Source organism: Ectothiorhodospira shaposhnikovii, from assembly GCF_047222355.1.
Classification (GTDB): Bacteria; Pseudomonadota; Gammaproteobacteria; order Ectothiorhodospirales; family Ectothiorhodospiraceae; genus Ectothiorhodospira.
Window position 1 is genome coordinate 257501 of record NZ_CP178333.1, and the last position, 19332, is coordinate 276832.

Below are 19332 nucleotides of genomic sequence, written 5' to 3' on the forward strand. Positions count from 1 at the left end.
GGGTCAGCCGCAAGGCGAAGCTCTTGATCGAAGCCCCGGTAAACGGCGGCCGTAACTATAACGGTCCTAAGGTAGCGAAATTCCTTGTCGGGTAAGTTCCGACCTGCACGAATGGCGTAACGATGGCGGCACTGTCTCCACCTGGGACTCAGTGAAATTGAAATCGCTGTGAAGATGCAGTGTACCCGCGGCTAGACGGAAAGACCCCGTGAACCTTTACTACAGCTTCACACTGAACTTTGAACCTGCTTGTGTAGGATAGGTGGGAGGCATTGAAACCGGAACGCCAGTTTCGGTGGAGCCGACCTTGAAATACCACCCTGGCATGTTTGGAGTTCTAACCTCGTCCTGTGATCCAGGACAGGGACCGTGTGTGGTGGGTAGTTTGACTGGGGCGGTCTCCTCCCAAAGAGTAACGGAGGAGCGCGAAGGTACCCTCAGCGCGGTCGGAAATCGCGCACTGAGTGCAAAGGCACAAGGGTGCTTGACTGCGAGACAGACACGTCGAGCAGGTGCGAAAGCAGGTCTTAGTGATCCGGTGGTTCTGAATGGAAGGGCCATCGCTCAACGGATAAAAGGTACTCCGGGGATAACAGGCTGATACCGCCCAAGAGTCCATATCGACGGCGGTGTTTGGCACCTCGATGTCGGCTCATCACATCCTGGGGCTGAAGCAGGTCCCAAGGGTATGGCTGTTCGCCATTTAAAGTGGTACGCGAGCTGGGTTTAGAACGTCGTGAGACAGTTCGGTCCCTATCTGCCGTGGGCGTCGGAGATTTGAGAGGGTCTGCTCCTAGTACGAGAGGACCGGAGTGGACGTACCTCTGGTGTTCCGGTTGTCACGCCAGTGGCATTGCCGGGTAGCTACGTACGGACGGGATAACCGCTGAAAGCATCTAAGCGGGAAGCCTTCCTCAAGATGAGATCTCCCTGGGCACTTGATGCCCCTCAAGGGTCGTCGAAGACTACGACGTTGATAGGCGGGATGTGGAAGCGCAGTAATGTGTGAAGCTAACCCGTACTAATTGCCCGTGAGGCTTGACCATATAACACCCAAGCAGTTTGAGGTGTGTAGTTGCAACGACATGACATGCCTGATGTTTTCCCGATTTTGCCGATGTTGAGTTGATCAGCATCAGCGTCAGTTTTGCCTGGCGGCCATGGCGAACCGGAACCACCCGATCCCATCTCGAACTCGGAAGTGAAACGGTTCAGCGCCGATGATAGTGTGGGGCCTCCCCATGTGAAAGTAGGTCACTGCCAGGCACCTATTCCAAAACCCCGATCGGGAAACCGGTCGGGGTTTTTTCTTGCCCGTCATTCCCGCCACCCCTCCGTCATTCCCGCGAACGCGGGAATCCAGTGACAGGGCAGAAAACCCGTATCCGTCCGGTAGCCCCCGTATTCCATAGTCCCCACTGATCCTCCATCGTCACCGGTACGATCTCAAGCAATAAGGGGATGTGGCGGATGAGCAGAGGTATCCAACAGCGCAAGCGCGCTTTCTGGAAGGATCTGGTCCAGCAGTGGGCGGCCTCAGGCCAGAGCAAGGCGGCCTTCGCCCGTCAGCATGGGGTCACGCCCCGCCAGTTATCGCAATGGGCGGCGCGGTACCCGGAGTGGGTGCTGGGCGAGGCTGAGCCAGGGCGCGCGCCTTCGAAGCCGACAGCCGTGCCGCAGCGGTTTTTGGCGGTCCGCACGGTGGAGGACAAGCCCGATCCCGTGGCCCTGTCGCTGCAGCCCGGGGTTGGACCGGTGGTCGTGGCATTGGGCAATGGCCGACGGTTGGAACTGTATCCGGGGTTCTGCGCGCAGACCTTGAAACGGGCCATGCAGGTGCTGGAGGCATGATCGGCTGGCCCACGGGGATGGCCATCCATCTGGCAGTGGCGCCGGTGGATTTCCGCAAGGCCTTCGATGGCTTGTGTATCGAGATTGTTGAGGTGCTGGAGCGGGATCCACTCAGCGGCGAGCTGTTCGTCTTCCGCAACCGGGCCGGAGACAAGCTCAAGGCCCTGTACTGGGATGGTCAGGGCTTCGTGATGATCTACAAGCGCCTGGAGAAGGGGCGCTTCAAGTGGCCCCATCACGCCGAGGGTGATGCAGAGGAGGTTCGGCTCTCCCGCAGCCAGTTGCAGGCTTTGTTCGAGGGCATCGACTGGCGGCGCCTGGAAATGCCCCCACGATGCCTTGCCACCGCCACCGGTTAATAGATAATTATTATCTATAAGTCAGCCACTTAGCGCGCCATGAATGGTAAAATGCGGGCATGTCGAACACCGCTGCACAAGGCCTGCCGACGCCCCCTCCCAACCTGCGCGAGTCTCAACTTCGCGCCGCCGTGGCAGAGCGCGATGAGGTCATCGCGCAGCAGTCCCAGCAGCTCGTTCAGCTGCAGTCCACGGTCAATGAACTGAGCGAACAACTGCAGCGCCTCAAGGACCAGGTCCTTGAAGCACAGCGCAAACGCTTCGGGCAAAGCTCTGAACGCGGCCGTTACCTCCAGGAGGATCTATTCCATCCGCTGGAGGCACCCATCCCCGAGCAGGACGAAGAAGAGGCCGCCGCCCAGGCGCCCACGAAACGGCGCAAGACCCAACCGCCCCGGGGCCGCCGTGCCCTGCCACCGGAACTGCCCCGGGAGACGATGCGCTACGACTACGACGATGAAACCCGGGCCCAGCTGGAGGCACAGAACGGTGGCCCGCTGGAAGAGATCGGCGTCGATGTGACCGAGACCCTCGAGTACGCCCCCGGGCATCTGTACGTCAAGCGCCATGAAGTGCCCAAGTATGCAATCCGGGGTGATCAGGGGGAGCGCACCATCGTCTCCCCACCACGCCCCTCGCCGCCGATCCCCGGCGCTCAGGTGGGTGCCAGCCTGCTGGCCCATACCGTGATCAGCAAGTTCGCGGATCACCTGCCGCTCAACCGCATCAGTCAGCAGCTGGCCCGGGATGGTTATGACGTTCCCCGCCAGCGGCTGTGCGATTACGTGCTGCTGTCCGCCTCGGTCCTGGCCCCGCTGGCCGACCTCATCCGCCAGGATGCCCTGGCCAGTCCGGTGTTGCACAGTGACGACACCACGGTGCCGCAACTGGAGAAGGGTCGACGACAAACCCGAACCTGCCGCCTGTGGCTCTACCTGGGCCGCGGGCGGGAAGACGGCATCATCCCGGTGTTCTACGACTACACCACCAACCGATCCCAGGAAGGTCCACTGGCACACCTGCGTGACTACCAGGGATATCTGCAAGCCGATGCCTATGCGGGCTACCTCAATGCCGAACGGATCCAGGCGGCGCTGGTCTGGTGTGCCTGCTGGTCCCATGCCCGGCGCCCGTTCGAAAAGATCGCCCGCAAACACAAGCAGCGCGGCCGCGTGCATCTCATCATGAAGCTGATCACCGCGATCTACCAGGTGGAATCGCGCCTGCGAAGGCAAGGGATCAATGATCCCGAGCTGATCCGGCAGGAACGCCAGCGGCGCACGGTGCCGATCCTTAAGCGCCTGCGTCGGCTGCTGGACCGCATCCTGCCCAGCCTGCCTCCCCGGGGGGAGTTCGCCGGGGCGATCCGCTACACCCTCAACCACTGGCAGGCCCTGCTGCGCTTCACCGAGGATGGCCGCCTGGAGCCCGACAACAACCGCGGCGAACGTGCCCTGCGCGGCGTATGCGTGAGTCGCAAGAACTGGAACTTCACCGGCTCGGAGAATGGCGGTCACGCCCTGGCCATCCTGCTCACCCTCCTGGAGACCTGCAAGCAGAACGGGGTGAACCCCCGTCACTATCTGATCGATGTGCTTGAGCGCATCCAGGATCATCCCGCCAATCGCCTCCACGAACTGCTGCCCTATCACTGGGCACCGCTGGCCCAGAGTTGCGGGGAGCATGCCAGCCCCGACTGACGGCTGGCTATACGGGGGCTACCGGACGGATACGAAAACCCTGGACTCCCGCTTGCGCGGGCGTGTCAGCCTTGTCTTCCCAAGGCCCGGCGGGCGATGGACTCACAGGTCTTTGCCGCAAGGTCGCCGTCCGCGATCTTCTGCAGCGCCTCCACCAGCGCGACAACTCGTTCACCGTAGGGAATGCCATCGATCAAGACCGCCCTGGGATAGCGTCTGCAGGCTGGTCTGAACGTGATTTCCGGACCCGGCTGAGCCCCGAGCGTGTCGTGTTGTCCTTGTTCCCTGGGGGGGCGGGATGTCGGGGTAGTCTCAGGCTGGGTTCCGGCAGATCCCGGATAGCCTTCCATCAAGAGTCTAGCCATGATCCGGCGTCGTTGCATGTCTCCCAGATCCCGCCAGATCCCGATTTCTTCCAGTGTCCGTCCGCAGCCGATGCAGCGGCCGTTTTCCGCCCGGCAGATCTTGATACAGGGAGTCAGCATGGTGATGATTTCCAAAGACGGCTATGTCCGCCTTCAGACCATGGTGCCGCCGGTCGGTTTCCCCGGGTGTCCCAGGATGGAGGTGATCCAGTGGGCCAGGATTTCCCGCTCCGGTGCCTGTCCCGGACTGCTTTCCCGCTGCCGGCAACCCCAGATCGATTCGGGAAAGTGAGCATCCTCCCGATAGCGGGGGATCACGTGCCAATGAAGATGAGGGACCTGATTGCCGAAGCTGGCCAGATTGATCTTGTCGGGTTTCATCAGCGCCCGCAGCGCCCGTTCCGTGGCCAGGACGACGCTCATCAGGTGCTGCTGCTCCAGCGGGGGCAGGTCGCTCATCTCAGTCACGTGATCATGCCAGATCACCCGGCAAAAACCGGGATAATCGGGATCATCCACCTGGATGACCCGGCAGTTCTCATCCTGCCAGATCAGGGTCTCATCTTGTGGGGTACAGAGCGGACAGGAGGCTGCAGCCATGGATTCTCTCTTTTCGTGATGGACAAGCCGGCGTGTGGGCGATCAGGTCGTTTCGGGTCTTGCCCGCAGGAATTCGTGGATTTGATGGGCCGGAAGGGGGCGGCTGAACAGGTAGCCCTGGGCCTGATGGCATCCCAGGTCGGTCAGCAGATCCCGCTGACTCTCGGTTTCCACGCCTTCAGCCAGGACCTGAAATCCCAGGTTCGTGCCCAGTGTGATGATGGCCTTGGCAATCGCCAAGTCGTGGGTGTCTTCCGGAATGCCCCGGATGAAGCTCTGATCGATCTTCAGACAGTCAAAGGGCAGGGATTTGAGGTAGGACAGGGACGAGTAGCCGGTACCAAAATCATCCACTGCCAGCGTCACCCCCAGGGCCTTGAGTGCTTCGAGCAGCTCATGGGCACCCTGCCGCCGATCCATGATGAAACTCTCCGTGACTTCCAGTTCCAGCAGTCTGGAATCCAGCCCGGTGTCTTGCAGCACCGTGGCCACGGTTTCCACCATGTTGCTGCGCTGGATCTGGATGCCCGAGACGTTGACGGCAATACGGCCGAACACCAGCCCCTCCCGATCCCAGTGCAGGGCCTGTCGGCAGGCCTGTTCGAGTACCCATCGCCCCAGGGGCAGGATGAGGCCGGTGTCCTCGGCCATGGGGATGAACCGGTTGGGGGGAATCAGGCCCTGACTGGGGTGTTCCCACCGGACCAGCACCTCCAGCCCGTGGAGCTCTCCGGTGGACAGATCCACTTGCGGCTGGTAGTGGAGGATCAGTTCATTGCGTTGGATGGCATGACGCAGTTCGGTCGCCATGACCACCCGATCCCGGGCATATTCGGTCAGATCCTGGGCATAGTAGCGATAGGTATTGCCACCGGCGTGTTTGGCCCGGTAAGTCGCGGCATCGCTGTGCTGGAGCAGTTGTTCCACGTCCTGGCCGTCATGGGGATAGGTGGCGATGCCGATGCTGGCGGTGACGAAGACTTCCTGGTTCCGTAACTGGATCGGCGCCTGCAGGGCCTGCAGAACCGATTCGGCCACAATCTCCGGACGTGTCCGGCTCTTGCTGGAGTCTTCCACCAGGATCGCGAACTCGTCTCCCCCCATGCGTGCCAAGGTTTCGTCCTTCTGCAGCACCGTTTCCAGGCGATCGGCCACCTCGCTCAGGATCTGATCCCCCTCGCTGTGTCCCAGGCTGTCGTTGATGTGCTTGAATTCATCCAGATCCAGTTGCAGCACCGCCACGCCGGATTGCCGGGATTCGGCACGCAGCAGGGCCTGTTCAAGACGGGTGCGGAACAGCAGTCGGTTGGGCAGATTGGTCAGCGGGTCCCGGTAAGCCAGGCGCTGGATTTCCTCCTGGGTCCGCTTGATGTCGCTGATGTCGGAGAACACGGCGACATAGTGGGTGATGGTCCCGTCATCGCCGCGGACTGCATTGATGGTGGCCCACTGGGGATACATCTCGCCGTTTTTTCGACGATTCCAGACCTCCCCCCGCCAGTGGCCGGCGTTGTGCAGGCTGGCCCACATCTGCTCGTAGAACGACTGTGAATGGCGCCCTGAGCTGAGCAGGCTGGGATTGCGGCCCAGGGCTTCATCCTCACTGTAGCCGGTGATCCGGCTAAAGGCCCGGTTCACGGCCAGGATGTGGGCATCGGCATCGGTGATGATGATGCCTTCGCTGGTGGCATCGAAGACGGTGGCCGACTGTTGCAGGCGTTCCTCCGTCTGCTTGCGCTCGGTGATATCCTGAAAGGCCCCCGTGGCCTGAATGATGATCCCGGCTTCGTTCCTGACCGGGGTGCCCATGGTCCGGACCCAGAGGTTTCGGCCCTTGGCGGTCCGGATCCGCAGTTCTTCGTCATAGGGAATGCCTTTTTCGGCACAGGCACGGAAGACCTCGATGATCCTCGGGCGTGATTCCGGGGCGTAGAAGCGGATGCCGTCTTCCAGTGCGACGATGGTGCCTGGCGGCATGTCATGAATCCTGCATACCTCATCCGACCAGTAGACCCGGCCGCTGACCAGGTCCGCCTGCCACCATCCCAGCCTGGCCAGGGTGGAGGCCATCCGCATCAGGCTTTCCGTCTCTACCAGCCTCTGCTCTGTCATGATTTTTTCAGTGATGTCGTGGACGATGGAATAGAGCAGCTGACGCCCCTGGATATTGATGGGGCCACTGTATACCTCAACATGGGTGATACTGCCATCGGCCAGCCGGTGCCGGAACTGGAAGTACTTGCGTTCCTGCTGGCGGGCCTTCTGCATTTCCTTCTGGATGTCTTCCGGGGAGAGCTGGTTGATCTGGCTGATTTTCATCCGTCGCATCTGCTCGCGATCCCAACCGTAGAACTGACAGGCGGCGGGGTTGGCGTCGATGATGGCTCCATCCTCCGGATCGACCAGCAGCATGACCGTGTGATTGTTCTCGAACAGGCTGCGGTAGCGGGTTTCACTTTCCCGTAACGAAGCTTCGGCTTCCATGCGGCCGGAGATATCCTCCACGGTGATGAGCAGCGCGGGTTCCGCCCCCGAAGGGGCGGGGATGCCCTTCACATTGATCGAGGCATACACCGGTTTGCCGTCCTCTCGCAGCAGGCGTTGCTCCAGGGTGCGGGTGTCCGGCGTCCCTTCACGGATTCCCTGGAGGGCTGCCCGCCAGACCGGGAGGTCATCCGGATGAATCAGGTCCTGCCAGAGGGTGACTTTCATCTGCTGCAAGTTCAGTGACAAGATCTCGCGGAGCCGGTCATTGCAACGCTCGAAGTTTCCCGCCGGAGTGATGATGGCCATGCCGATGAAGGGCTGGCGATAGAAGTGATCAAGGATGCGATCCGCCCGCATCTGTTCGGCCGTGAGCGCCAGGCTTTGCAGGCGCTGCTGCTGATACCACACCAACAGCAGCATGGCGCTGATGATGGCTACCGCCATCAGGGTGATGATGATGCTCCAGAACAGCAGGTGTTGCAGGGGGGCCAGGACTTCTTCACGATCAACCTGAGCGATCAGGGTCCATTCACTGCCGTCGATCGGTCTGAAGGCGGCCAGAACTTCCATGCCCCGTTGGTCAATGCCCCGCAGGGTACCGACCGCTTCTCCCTGGCTGGCAACGGCATCCCACAGGGGCGCGGGACGCTTCTCTCCCCGGCGGTCGTCTTTGTCCGGGGAACGGGTGTGTCGGCTGGACCGGAACACCTCCACATGGCCATTGTGGTGGCGGATCAGCTCCGTATGCCCGCTTTGTGTGGCTGATGGCCAGAAATTCAGGGTGGGGAAAATGAATTTCTCCGGGTCGACCCGGATCAGGATGAAACCGAGGAAGTCCGTGCCGTCGTGTAAGGAAGCGGGAGGCAACGGAACCACGAAATCCAGCCAGATGCGCCCGGCATCATCATGCATCATCTGATTGTGGATGGGGCCGCCCTGGGCTTTGGCCCTGGGCAGCAGCGCCAGCGTGGCCGGTGAGGGGGGTTCCAGGTCACCGGTGCTGATCAGCGGTGTGCCTTCCGGGTCCAGCAGCATGAGCCATCGGTATTCATAATGGGCCTGGACAGTACCGAGACGGCTGAGGATTTCCGCCCGTAGCGCCGCGCCCCCCGGCCCCGACAGGGCTTGCACCTTGTCCAGGAAATGCTGATGCTCGGCCAGAACCATGGCATCGCTTTGCCGTTCCATCAGCCAGTGTTCCATCTGTCGGGCTTTCAGGTGGGCAATGTTGTCGAGGCTCTCGATCGCCTCCTGCTCCAGCCTGGGCTGTTGCAGGGTGGTGACCAGCAGGCCCATGCCGGGAGCCAGCAGGGCCAGGACCAGCAGGATCACGCCCAGGCGCAGGGTGCTGCCGGACATCCGCCGGGATAGCCTCCCGGCCCGAGGGTCGATGTCGTCAGCCGAGCGGCGAACTTCCCAAAATCGAAGCAACAGGTAGAGCAGCCCGCTGGTGACGCCGACAAAGACCAGACCCTTGAGCATCTCGATCCGGGTCTGTGCCAGGGGTTCCGACAGGGCGAGACCCAGCATCATGCCCGAGGCAATGATCCACAGGGCAGCAAAGAGCGCATAGCTCAGCGCGATACCTGCGGGGGTCAGCTTGAAGGGTGCGGGCATGAAGGCGGCTTCTTGATCAGGCGTGAATCATCAGATCAAAAAGAGTATAGGTGCTGCCGACGCGCATGCGGCAGGTACCCACAGGAACCAATCAATACAGAGCGCGGGTCCGGAAAGGCCTTGGCGCCGGCTCGGTATTACCGGGCCGGCGCCAAACGCGATGCCTCACCGGGGCAAGTCGGAACTCCCCATCAGCCATTCGTCCACCGCCCGGGCGCACTGACGCCCTTCGCGGATGGCCCAGACCACCAGGGATTGGCCGCGACGCATGTCGCCGGCGGCGAAAACGCCATCCACGCTGGTGTGGTAGGCTTTGGCGCCTTCGGTCACGCCCTTGACGTTGCCCCGGGCATCCAGCTCCAGGCCGGACTCCTGTTGCAGTTGGGCCAGCATGCCCTCCTGCACCGGATGCACGAAGCCCATGGCCAGCAGCACCAGATCACAGCGGATTTCCCGCTCGGTGCCCGGCACTTCGCTCATCTGGAAACGGCCCTGGGCATCCTTTTCCCACTTCACCGACACCACCCGTGCCGCCTTGACCCGGCCATGGCCATCGTCGATGAAGGCCTTGGTGGCCACATTCCACTCCCGGGTGCAGCCTTCTTCCTGGGAACTGGAGGTGCGCATGCGGTTGGGCCAGTTGGGCCAGGTGAGTCCCTTGTCTTCCTTCACCGGCGGCTTGTCCAGGATCTCCACCTGGGTGACATGGATCGCACCATGACGGTTGGAGGTGCCGATGCAGTCGGAACCGGTGTCGCCGCCGCCGATGACCAGCACGTGCTTGTCCTGGGCGCTGATGAAGTCCTCGTCGGGCACGAACACGCCCTGCACCCGCTTGCTGTTGCGGGTGAGGAAATCCATGGCGAAGTGTACGCCTTGCAGCTCACGACCGGGCACCGGCAGATCCCGGGGTTTCTCGGAACCGCCCGCCAGCACCACCGCGTCGAACTCCGCCTGCAGCTTCGACACCGGGATGTCCACGCCGATATGGGTCAGGGTGTGGAACTGCACCCCTTCCGTGCGCATCTGCGCGATACGGCGATCGATGTGGCCCTTGTCCAGCTTGAAGTCGGGAATGCCGTAACGCAAAAGGCCGCCGATGCGATCCGCCTTCTCGAACACTTCCACATGGTGACCGGCCCTGGCCAGCTGCTGGGCGGCCGCAAGGCCCGCGGGGCCGGAGCCCACCACCGCCACCCGCTTGCCGGTGCGGCGCTGGGCCACCTGGGGCCGGATCCAGCCTTCTTCCCAGGCCCGGTCGACGATGGCGCACTCGATGGTCTTGATGGTCACCGGGGTGTCGTCGATGTTCAGGGTGCAGGCGGCCTCGCAGGGGGCGGGGCAGATGCGGCCCGTGAACTCGGGGAAGTTGTTGGTGGAATGCAGCACCTCGATGGCCTGCTTCCAGTCGTCCTTGTACACCAGGTCATTCCAGTCCGGGATGATGTTGTTCACCGGGCAGCCCTGATGGCAGAAGGGGATGCCGCAGTCCATGCAGCGGGCCCCCTGCTCACGCACCTGTGCCACGTTCAGCGGGATGACGAACTCCCGATAGTGAACGATACGGTCACTCACCGGCGCATAGCGCCGGTCGCGGCGTACAAATTCCAGGAATCCGGTTGGCTTACCCATGAGCGGCGCTCCCCTCAAGCGGCTGGTTGGCGGTCAATGGTCGGTTGGCACCCGGCGGACGGGCCTTCTGGGCCTGAAGTTCTTCCAGGGCGCGACGGTAATCCACCGGCATCACCTTGACGAAACGGGGCAGGAAATTATTCCAGTCCGCCAGGATGCGTTTGGCCTGGGCCGAGCCGGTGTAGGCCAGATGACGCTCGATAAGGGTCTTCAGGCGCCGGGCATCGTGGTTGGTCATGTCGTGGCTCAGGTCCACCCGGCCGTGGGTTTCCAGATCCCCGCCCTGGTGATCCAGGGCTTCCAGGGCATCGTCCTCGGCGGCGATGGGCTCCAGTTCCACCATGGCCAGATTGCAGCGCTGGGCGAAGTCACCGTCCTCGTCCAGCACGTAAGCCACCCCGCCGGACATGCCGGCGGCGAAGTTGCGGCCGGTGCGGCCCAGGCACACCATGATGCCGCCGGTCATGTACTCGCAGCCGTGGTCGCCCACGCCTTCCACCACGGCGGTGGCGCCGGAATTGCGCACGCAGAAACGCTCACCGGCCACGCCGCGGAAGAACACCTCGCCATTGATGGCGCCGTAGAGCACGGTGTTGCCGACGATGATGTTGTCCTCGGCCCGGTCGATGGCGGCATGGGCCGGCGGATAGATGATGATGCGACCGCCGGACAGGCCCTTGCCCACGTAGTCGTTGGCTTCACCTTCCATCTCGATGGTCACGCCCTTGGCCAGCCAGGCGCCGAAGGACTGGCCGCCGGTACCGCTGGCCTTGATGTGGATGGTGTCGTCCGGCAGGCCGGCATGGCCGTAGCGGGCCGCCACCTGACCGGAGAGCATGGTGCCCACGGTGCGGTGGAAGTTGCGGATCCGGGTTTCGATCTTCACCGGCTTGCCCTCGGTCAGGGCTGGCTGGGCCTGCCGGATCAGTTCGTGATCCAGCGCCTTGTCCAGACCGTGATCCTGGGTCTCGGTGTTGTAGATGGCCACCTCGGCCGGCACCTGGGGCCGGGCCAGCAGACGGGTGTAGTCCAGCCCCTTGGCCTTCCAGTGGCTGATGGCCTTGCGCATCTCTAGCAGATCGGCACGACCGATCATCTCCTTCATGGTGCGGAAGCCCAGCCTGGCCATCAGGCGGCGGACTTCCTCGGCCACGAAGAAGAAGTAGTTGATGACGTATTCCGGCTTGCCGGTGAATTTCTTGCGCAGTTCCGGATCCTGGGTGGCCACGCCCACCGGGCAGGTGTTCAGGTGGCACTTGCGCATCATGATGCAGCCTTCCACGATCAGCGGCGCGGTGGCGAAGCCGAACTCATCGGCCCCCAGCAGGGCGCCGATGACCACGTCGCGGCCGGTGCGCAGGCCGCCGTCCACCTGCAGCGCCACGCGGCCCCGCAGGCGGTTGAGCACCAGGGTCTGCTGGGTTTCGGCCAGGCCGATCTCCCAGGGACTGCCGGCGTGTTTGATGGAGGTCAACGGGCTGGCCCCGGTGCCGCCGTCGTAACCGGCGATGGTGATGTGGTCCGCATGGGCCTTGGAGACGCCGGCGGCCACGGTGCCCACACCCACCTCGGAGACCAGCTTCACGGAGATGCGGGCCTTGGGGTTGGCGTTCTTCAGGTCGTGGATCAGCTGTGCCAGATCCTCGATGGAATAGATGTCGTGGTGGGGCGGCGGCGAGATCAGGCCCACGCCGGCGGTGGAATGACGCACCCGGGCGATCTGGGCATTGACCTTGTGGCCGGGCAGCTGGCCACCTTCGCCGGGCTTGGCGCCCTGGGCGATCTTGATCTGGATGTCGTCGGCGTTCACCAGGTACTCGGTGGTGACGCCGAAGCGGCCCGAGGCCACCTGCTTGATGGCGGAACGTTCCGGATTCATGGAGCCGTCCGCCAGGGGCAGGAAGCGTTCCGGCTCTTCACCGCCCTCACCGGTGTTGGACTTGCCGCCGATGGCGTTCATCGCCTTGGCCAGGGTGGAATGGGCCTCGTAGGAGATGGAGCCGAAGGACATGGCACCGGTGGCGAAGCGCTTGACGATCTCGGCCGCCGGTTCCACCTCGTCCAGAGGGATTTCGGTATCGGCGAACCTGAAGTCCATCAGACCGCGCAGGGTCAGCAGGCGCTCGGACTGCTCGTCGATGAGCCGCGAGAACTCGGCGAAGCTCCCGGCGTCGTTGGCGCGGGTGGCGTGCTGCAGCTTGGCGATGCTGTCCGGGGTCCAGATGTGATCTTCGCCGCGGATGCGGAAGGCGTAGTCGCCGCCCACGTCCAGCTGCTTGCGGTAGATCTCCGCATTGCCGTAGGCCTGCCGGTGCCAGCGCACCGCCTCTTCGGCCACTTGGGACAGGCCGATACCCTCGATCTTGCTGTGGGTGCCGGAGAAGTACTGGTCCACGAACGGCGTGTTGAGGCCGATGGCATCAAAGATCTGGGCGCCGCAGTAGGATTCCAGGGTGGAGATGCCCATCTTGGACATGACCTTGAGCAGCCCCTTGCCGACGGCCTTGATGTAGCGCTTCTGGGCCTCTTCGAAGCTCAGCCGCTCCGGCAGACGCGGCAACATGGACTGGATGGTGTCGAAGGCCAGATAGGGGTTGATGGCTTCGGCGCCGTAGCCTTCCAGGGTGGCGAAGTGATGCACTTCCAGGGCGGCACCGGTCTCCACCACGATGCCCGAGGCGGTGCGCAGCCCCTTCTCGATCAAGTGATGATGCACGGCCGAGGTGGCCAGCAGCATGGGGATCGGGATCCGGTCCCGGTTGGTGTCGCGGTCGGACAGGATGAGGATGTTGAAGCCATCCAGTACCGCCTGTTCCGCCTGGGCACACAGGCGGTCCAGGGCGGCGCCCATGCCCTCGGCGCCTTCGGCGGCGGGATAGCACACGTCCAGGGTGCGGGTGCGGAAGGCACCGCCGGAGTGGTATTCGATGTGACGGATGCGCTCCAGGTCCTGATTGGTCAGTACCGGCTGAGGGGTCTCCAGACGCCAGTGCCGGCCGGCCTCGTTGATGCCCAGCAGGTTGGGGCGGGGACCGATCATGCACACCAGCGACATCACCAGTTCCTCGCGGATCGGGTCGATGGGCGGGTTGGTCACCTGGGCGAAGTTCTGCTTGAAATAGGTCGACAGGTGCTTGGGCCGGGCCGACAGCACCGAGGGCGGGTTGTCCGCGCCCATGGAGCCCACCGCTTCCTGGCCGGTGAGGACCATGGGGGTGAGCAGGAACTTCAGGTCTTCCTGGGTATAGCCGAACGCCTGCTGGTGATCCAGCAGGGTGGCGTCATCGGGGGCCATGGGGCCGACGCCGGTGGGCAGGTCTTCCAGGCGGATCTGGGTCTTCTTCAGCCACTCGCCGTAGGGGCGGGCCTCGGCCAGCTGGGTCTTGATCTCGTCGTCGCTGATGATGCGGCCTTCTTCCAGGTCGATCAGCAGCATCTTGCCCGGCTGCAGGCGCCACTTCTTGACGATCTGTTCTTCGGGGATGTCCAGCACGCCCATTTCCGATCCCAGGATCACCAGGTCGTCCTTGGTGACCAGATAACGGGCGGGACGCAGGCCGTTGCGGTCCAGGGTGGCGCCGATCTGGCGGCCGTCGGTGAAGGCCATGGCGGCGGGGCCGTCCCAGGGCTCCATCAGGGCCATGTGGTACTCATAGAAGGCGCGGCGCTTCTCGTCCATCAGGGTGTTGCCGGACCAGGCCTCGGGGATGAGGATCATCATGGCATGGGCCAGGGAGTAACCTCCCATCACCAGCAGTTCCAGGGCGTTGTCGAAGCAGGCGGAGTCGGACTGGCCTTCCGGGATCAGGGGCCAGATGGTGTCCAGGTCGTCGCCCAGGATCTCGGAACGCATGGTATGGCGGCGGGCTGCCATCCAGTTGACGTTGCCCCGCAGGGTGTTGATCTCGCCGTTGTGGCAGATCATGCGGAACGGCTGCGCCAGGTCCCAGGTGGGGAAGGTGTTGGTGGAGAAGCGCTGGTGCACCAGGGCCAGGGCACTGACGAAGGTCTCGTCCTGCAGGTCCAGGTAGTACTGGCCCACCTGACCGGCCAGCAACATGCCTTTGTAATTCAGGGTGCGGGAGGACATGGAGGCGATGTAGCAGGCCTCGAAGCCGTGGCCGGCGTCGCGGATCTCGTTGTCCATGCGCTTGCGGATGACGAACAGTTTGCGCTCGAAGGCATCCTGGTCGGCGCAGTGGTCGCCGCGGCCGATGAACACCTGGCGCACCCTGGGTTCGCTGGGCAGCACGCTTTCGCCCAGGTCGCTGTTGTCGGTGGGCACGTCGCGCCAGCCCAGGACGGTCTGGCCGCTTTCCAGGATGTGCTTTTCGATGATGGCCTGCATCCGGGCGCGGATATCCGCGTCCTGGTGCAGGAAGATCATGCCGACGCCGTAGTCTCCGGTCTCGGGCAGGTCGAAGCTCACCTGGGCGCGCAGGAAGGCATCGGGAATCTGCACCAGGATGCCGGCGCCGTCACCGGCCTTGGGATCGGCGCCCACGGCGCCGCGGTGATTGATCCGCTCCAGAATCTCCAGACCCTGCTGGACGATCCGATGACTTTTCTGATTCTTGATATGACAGACAAAGCCGATGCCGCAGGCGTCGCGCTCGTGGGCTGGATCATAGAGGCCCTGCTCGGGCGGTAAGGCATGAAAGCTCATCATTGACCTCGCTGGTATCTGGTCGCTGGCCGGCATCCGCGGCGGTCTGGTGCCGGGGGATCGGGGCGGTGTTGCCGTCGCCGATCTCCTGCTATTGACTTTCCGTGAATACGCCGAATTCCGGCGGGTTGGGGAGATTAAAGCGAAAGTGTCCGAGACGCCAGAGGGCGGCGGGCGCTTCCATCAGGAACTTGCAAAAATGCACTGCTTTGGTGCGCTTATGAACTATTTTGGGGCGCTTTTTGAGCAATTTTTGTGCTTTTAACGGAATCCGGGGCCATTGGTGGTGCGTTTTTTCCGTCGTTCCTGTTCCATATCAATCTACGTGCCAGATCCGTGCGGATTTCAGGGGGAAAGACACTGGAAGACGGGCGCGGACCGGGCATCGGTCATCGGAATGCACCAATGCCGGGCAATTCGTGCGTGATTCGGTGCAGGTGACAGGGCCTTCCATGGCCTTTTTCAATCTCGGCTCTTCCCGGTTGACCGAATGGGTTTACCTCCGACCGGCGTGGGGATCAATCGCTGCGCTCGCCCGGCTCGCTGCTTGCCGATGGTTCGGAACCCGACGGATCCGGTGCTGGTTCCGGCGCCTCCAGGCCCGGGTCCGGGTCTGCCGCGCTGCGTGTGCGGGGCGGCTGACCGGCGGTCGGCGACTGGGTGGGACCGCCGGGCATGGGGACGATGTCGCGTACATGCAGGTCCATCTGGGGGTAGGCGATCTCGATGCCCAGCGCCCGGAAGCGCTTGATGATGCTGGTGTGCAGCTCGCTGGTGGTCAGCAGACGCTCGCGCAACTGGCTCACGTAGACTCGCAGCTCGAAGTTCAGGGCGCTGTCACCGAAGTGGATGAAGAACACGCTGGGGGCCGGTTCCTTGAGCACCTGGGGGTTTTCCGCCGCGATCTTCAGCAGGGTTTCCCGTACCAGGTCCACGTCCGCCGAGTAGCTGACCCCCACCGGAATCACCAGTCGGGTCACCGTATCGGATAGGGTCCAGTTGATCAGCCGTTCGGTGATGAAGTTCTTGTTGGGGATCACCACCTCCCGGTTGTCCCAGTCCACGATGGTGGTGGCCCGGGTGCGGATGCGGGCCACGGTGCCGCTGTATTCGCCGATGGTGATGGTGTCGCCCACCCGCACCGGGCGTTCGAACAGCATGATCAGGCCCGACACGAAGTTGGCCACCACCTCCTGCAGGCCGAAGCCCAGACCCAGGGTGAGGGCCGCGACCATCCATTGCAATTCGCTCCAGCGCAGCCCCAGCAGGGAGAACACGCTGATGATGGCCACCACGGTGAGGGCGTAGCGCAGCAGCATGGTGACGGTGTAACGGCCGGCGGCGTCCATCTGGGTGCTGCGGGAGAGCAGGATCTCCACCAGGCCGGGCAGGTTGCGGGCCGCCAGGGTGAAGACCACCCCCAGGAAGATGGCCATGAGGAAGTTCAGCAGGCTGACGCGGCTGAGCACCTCGGCCTCCCCCACCATGATGGTGCGCGACCACAGGGTGATGCCGTCCAGCCAGGTGAGGGCCGGCAGCACATCGGACCAGGCCCAGAACAGGGCCAGGACCACCGCCGCCCACACGGTGATGCGCATCAGGGTGCGGGTTTGCAGGTTCACGTCTTCCATACTCAGGTGGGGCTCGGGGATGTCCATGCCCCCTTCCGCACCGCCACCGGCACTGCTGCTTTCCATGGCCGCCGCCTTGGCCCGCTGCTCGCGCATGCGCCGTACCCGCAGCCGGGTTTCACTCAGGATCAGGGCCCGGGCGGAGAGGTTATAGCCCAGCCAGACGATACCCACGATCACCAAAGTGTCGATGCTGCGACCCATGAGTTCGGCCACGGTCAGCAGGTAGCCGGCCAGGATCAGTCCGGTCAGTGCCAGCACCGTCACGCCGATCAGCATCCGCAGCAGGCGCCGGCGGCGTTCCGTCAGGGGCGGTTCCTCGCCTTCGGGGATGGGGCCGAGCAGCCACCAGCCGAACAGGGCACTGATCACCACCGCGGCCAGCAGGGCCATGCGGCCGAAGATGTCGAAGACCAGGTCCGCCGGATGACTGAAGGTCAGGGCCAGCAACAGGATCAGCAGCAGTTGGGTGGGCAGGAACCAGACCAGATGTCGACGCAGACGCCTGACCATGAGCGGGTTCCACTTGAAGTGGGCGGTGCCGACGCCGTTCCTGTGGGTGAGCAGGAGCAACAGGTGACCAGCCAGCCACCAGATGGAGGCGCTGAAGAAGATGGTGGCCAGGACCTCCACTCCGTGACCCACTTCCGGGATGGCCTCCAGGCGCAGGGAGGTGGCCATCAGCAGGACGGGGACCGGCAGCACCCGCAGCAGGCTCCAGCCCAGGGCCTGCAGGGTCAGCTTGACGCTGTCGGTGAAGCGATGTCGGGTGCGGGCGGCCAGGTCTTCCAGGTGGCTGGGGGTGCCCCGGCCCAGCCCGTAGAGTACCAGTGAGAGCAGCAGGGTCAGTCCCAGGGGGATCGGGCTGCCCAGGGTTACCTCCCGTAGCACATGGCGTACCTCCTGCCAGGCCGCCGGGTCCAGCAGGGCCAGGGAGGCGGAGGGGATGCGGGCGATCCAGTCCGTGCCCACGGCCACGTGGCTGGGCCACCAGAGCAGGGTTTCCCTCAGAATCTGGTCCAGTTCGTCCACCAGGGCCACCACCGCCCGCAGCCGCAGGTCGGTCTGGCGCAGCTGATCGGCCAGGTTTTCCTCGGCATGGAGCTGGATGGTCAGGGTCTGTTCCTGCAGTCGTCGCAGCTCAGCCTGGCCCAGGTCGTCGCCGTTGAGGGTCGGGGCGCCCGGCTGAACGCTCAGGTGCTCCCGCAGGGTGATGGCTCGCAGCCTGGACTGTGCCAGTTCCCGTTCGATGCCCCGGACCGCAAAGCGGGCCTCGTCCAGGTCCCGCAGCCGTCGCTGTTCCTCCAGGAACAGACTGCCCAGTGCCTCGGTGAGGCCGCCGACTTCCAGGCGTTCACGCACGTTCGCCAGGGTCTGGGTCAATTCCCGTTCGATACGGGTATAGCGATCCCGTTCCTGTTGCAGGGTGCGAATGCGGGTCTGGGTCTCGGCGATGCGGTCGAAACGATCCCGCAGGGCCTGTATCTCCCCGGCAAAGCGGGTTCGCGCCTCCGGTTCCCGTTCCACCAGCCGCTGCAGGCCCTGTTGCAGGGTCCGCAGTTCCTCCGATGCGCGTTCGTTGAGTTCCTGTTCCAGCGCGGAAAGCGTGGCCCGCAGCCAGCGTAGCTCCAGTTCCAGAGAAGGGATCTCATGGCGCAGGACTTCGATGCGGGGGGGCAGACCCTGGCCGTCCAGCTGGGCGGCGATGACGCGGGCATCGGCGCGCCGGGTGATGGCCTGCCGGGTGGCCTCCACGGCACTGGCCAGTTCGGCGTCTTCCGGATCGGGCGGCAGGGCCTCCAGTTCCTCGGCACGCTGGCGCTGCAGGCGCTCCAGGGTTTCGGCCTGGGTGCGGGACTGTTCTTCCAGGCGGGTGAGGGTGGCGCGTCTCTGATCCAGTTCCAGAGCGGTTTGGTCCCGGCGCCGCTCCAGCAGACCGATGTCGTCCTCGATCTGGCTGATGCTGCGTTCCTGACCCGGGGTGTAGGGCAGGCGCAGGTTCTGATCCAGCCGTTGACGGGCCTCCTGTAGACGCTCGACAGCCGACTTGGCGATGCCGGCACGATCCAGGGCGCCGCGCAGTCGCTCCGCCGCGGAGCGTTCCTGTTCCAGGGCTGTCTGCCAGAGGGCGCGTTCCGCGTCGGACAGTTCCCCGTCACCGGCTCGCTGGCTCAGGCGCTGTTCGGGGCTGGCCCTCAGCCAGGCCTCGGCCGGTCCGGTATCGATGGCCTGAACCTGAGGACGGACGCGGGTGATGCCTTGGTTAAGGGCTTCCCGCTGGGCATCCAGTTCCATCTGGGTGACCGGCGCCGAACCTGTCGGCGGCGCCACGCCGGCCTCCTGAGCCAGGACGGGCATTCCGAGCCCGAGACACAGGGCAAGCATGAGCAGTAGCTGGGTTGTCAGGCGCTGGTGGGTGGACAT

Annotated in this window: 9 protein-coding genes and 2 rRNA genes (1 of these 11 running past the window's edge); 5 read left to right on the forward strand and 6 right to left on the reverse strand. The window is 63.8% G+C overall.

Annotated elements, in window-relative coordinates:
- From ACLF6L_RS01125 to tnpC, 5 genes are all read left to right on the forward strand, one after another.
- Nucleotides 1-1046 (forward strand): 23S ribosomal RNA (locus ACLF6L_RS01125); it begins 1840 nt to the left of the window's first position.
- 104 nt (nt 1047-1150) lie between these two features.
- Nucleotides 1151-1266, forward strand: a 5S ribosomal RNA gene (gene rrf / locus ACLF6L_RS01130).
- Between the two features lie 204 nt (nt 1267-1470).
- A complete protein-coding gene (gene tnpA / locus ACLF6L_RS01135) occupies nt 1471-1851 on the forward strand; it encodes an IS66 family insertion sequence element accessory protein TnpA (RefSeq protein ID WP_412851408.1) in 381 nt (126 codons plus the stop codon).
- Nucleotides 1848-2210, forward strand: a complete 363-nt coding sequence (gene tnpB, locus ACLF6L_RS01140; RefSeq protein WP_090209625.1) for an IS66 family insertion sequence element accessory protein TnpB — start codon at nt 1848-1850, stop codon at nt 2208-2210. The genes tnpA and tnpB overlap by 4 nt, the downstream gene beginning before the upstream one ends.
- Nucleotides 2211-2269: 59 nt before the next feature.
- Nucleotides 2270-3910, forward strand: a complete 1641-nt coding sequence (tnpC, locus tag ACLF6L_RS01145; protein WP_412851407.1) for an IS66 family transposase — start codon at nt 2270-2272, stop codon at nt 3908-3910.
- 65 nt (nt 3911-3975) lie between these two features.
- Here the strand turns inward: tnpC and ACLF6L_RS01150 are convergent, their stop codons facing one another.
- The 6 genes from ACLF6L_RS01150 to ACLF6L_RS01175 all read right to left on the reverse strand — a co-directional run bounded on the left by ACLF6L_RS01150 (nt 3976) and on the right by ACLF6L_RS01175 (nt 19332).
- Nucleotides 3976-4395: a DUF1289 domain-containing protein gene (locus ACLF6L_RS01150; RefSeq protein WP_238617864.1), complete on the reverse strand. Its 420-nt coding sequence runs from the start codon at nt 4393-4395 to the stop codon at nt 3976-3978.
- A gap of 33 nt (nt 4396-4428) precedes the next feature.
- Entirely contained in the window at nt 4429-4875 is a 447-nt protein-coding gene (locus ACLF6L_RS01155; RefSeq protein ID WP_238617863.1) for an HIT family protein, read from the reverse strand.
- A 42-nt stretch (nt 4876-4917) separates the two neighbouring features.
- Nucleotides 4918-8979 carry an EAL domain-containing protein gene (locus tag ACLF6L_RS01160; RefSeq protein ID WP_412852172.1) on the reverse strand — a complete coding sequence of 1354 codons (4062 nt, stop codon included), beginning with the start codon at nt 8977-8979 and terminating at the stop codon, nt 4918-4920.
- Nucleotides 8980-9144: 165 nt separating this feature from the next.
- On the reverse strand, nt 9145-10611 hold the full coding sequence (locus tag ACLF6L_RS01165) for a glutamate synthase subunit beta (protein WP_412852173.1): 1467 nt from the start codon (nt 10609-10611) through the stop codon (nt 9145-9147).
- Complete coding sequence (gltB, locus tag ACLF6L_RS01170) at nt 10604-15277, reverse strand: glutamate synthase large subunit (RefSeq protein WP_412852174.1); 4674 nt, start codon at nt 15275-15277, stop codon at nt 10604-10606. The genes ACLF6L_RS01165 and gltB overlap by 8 nt, the downstream gene beginning before the upstream one ends.
- A gap of 518 nt (nt 15278-15795) precedes the next feature.
- Entirely contained in the window at nt 15796-19332 is a 3537-nt protein-coding gene (locus ACLF6L_RS01175) for a mechanosensitive ion channel domain-containing protein (RefSeq protein ID WP_412852175.1), read from the reverse strand.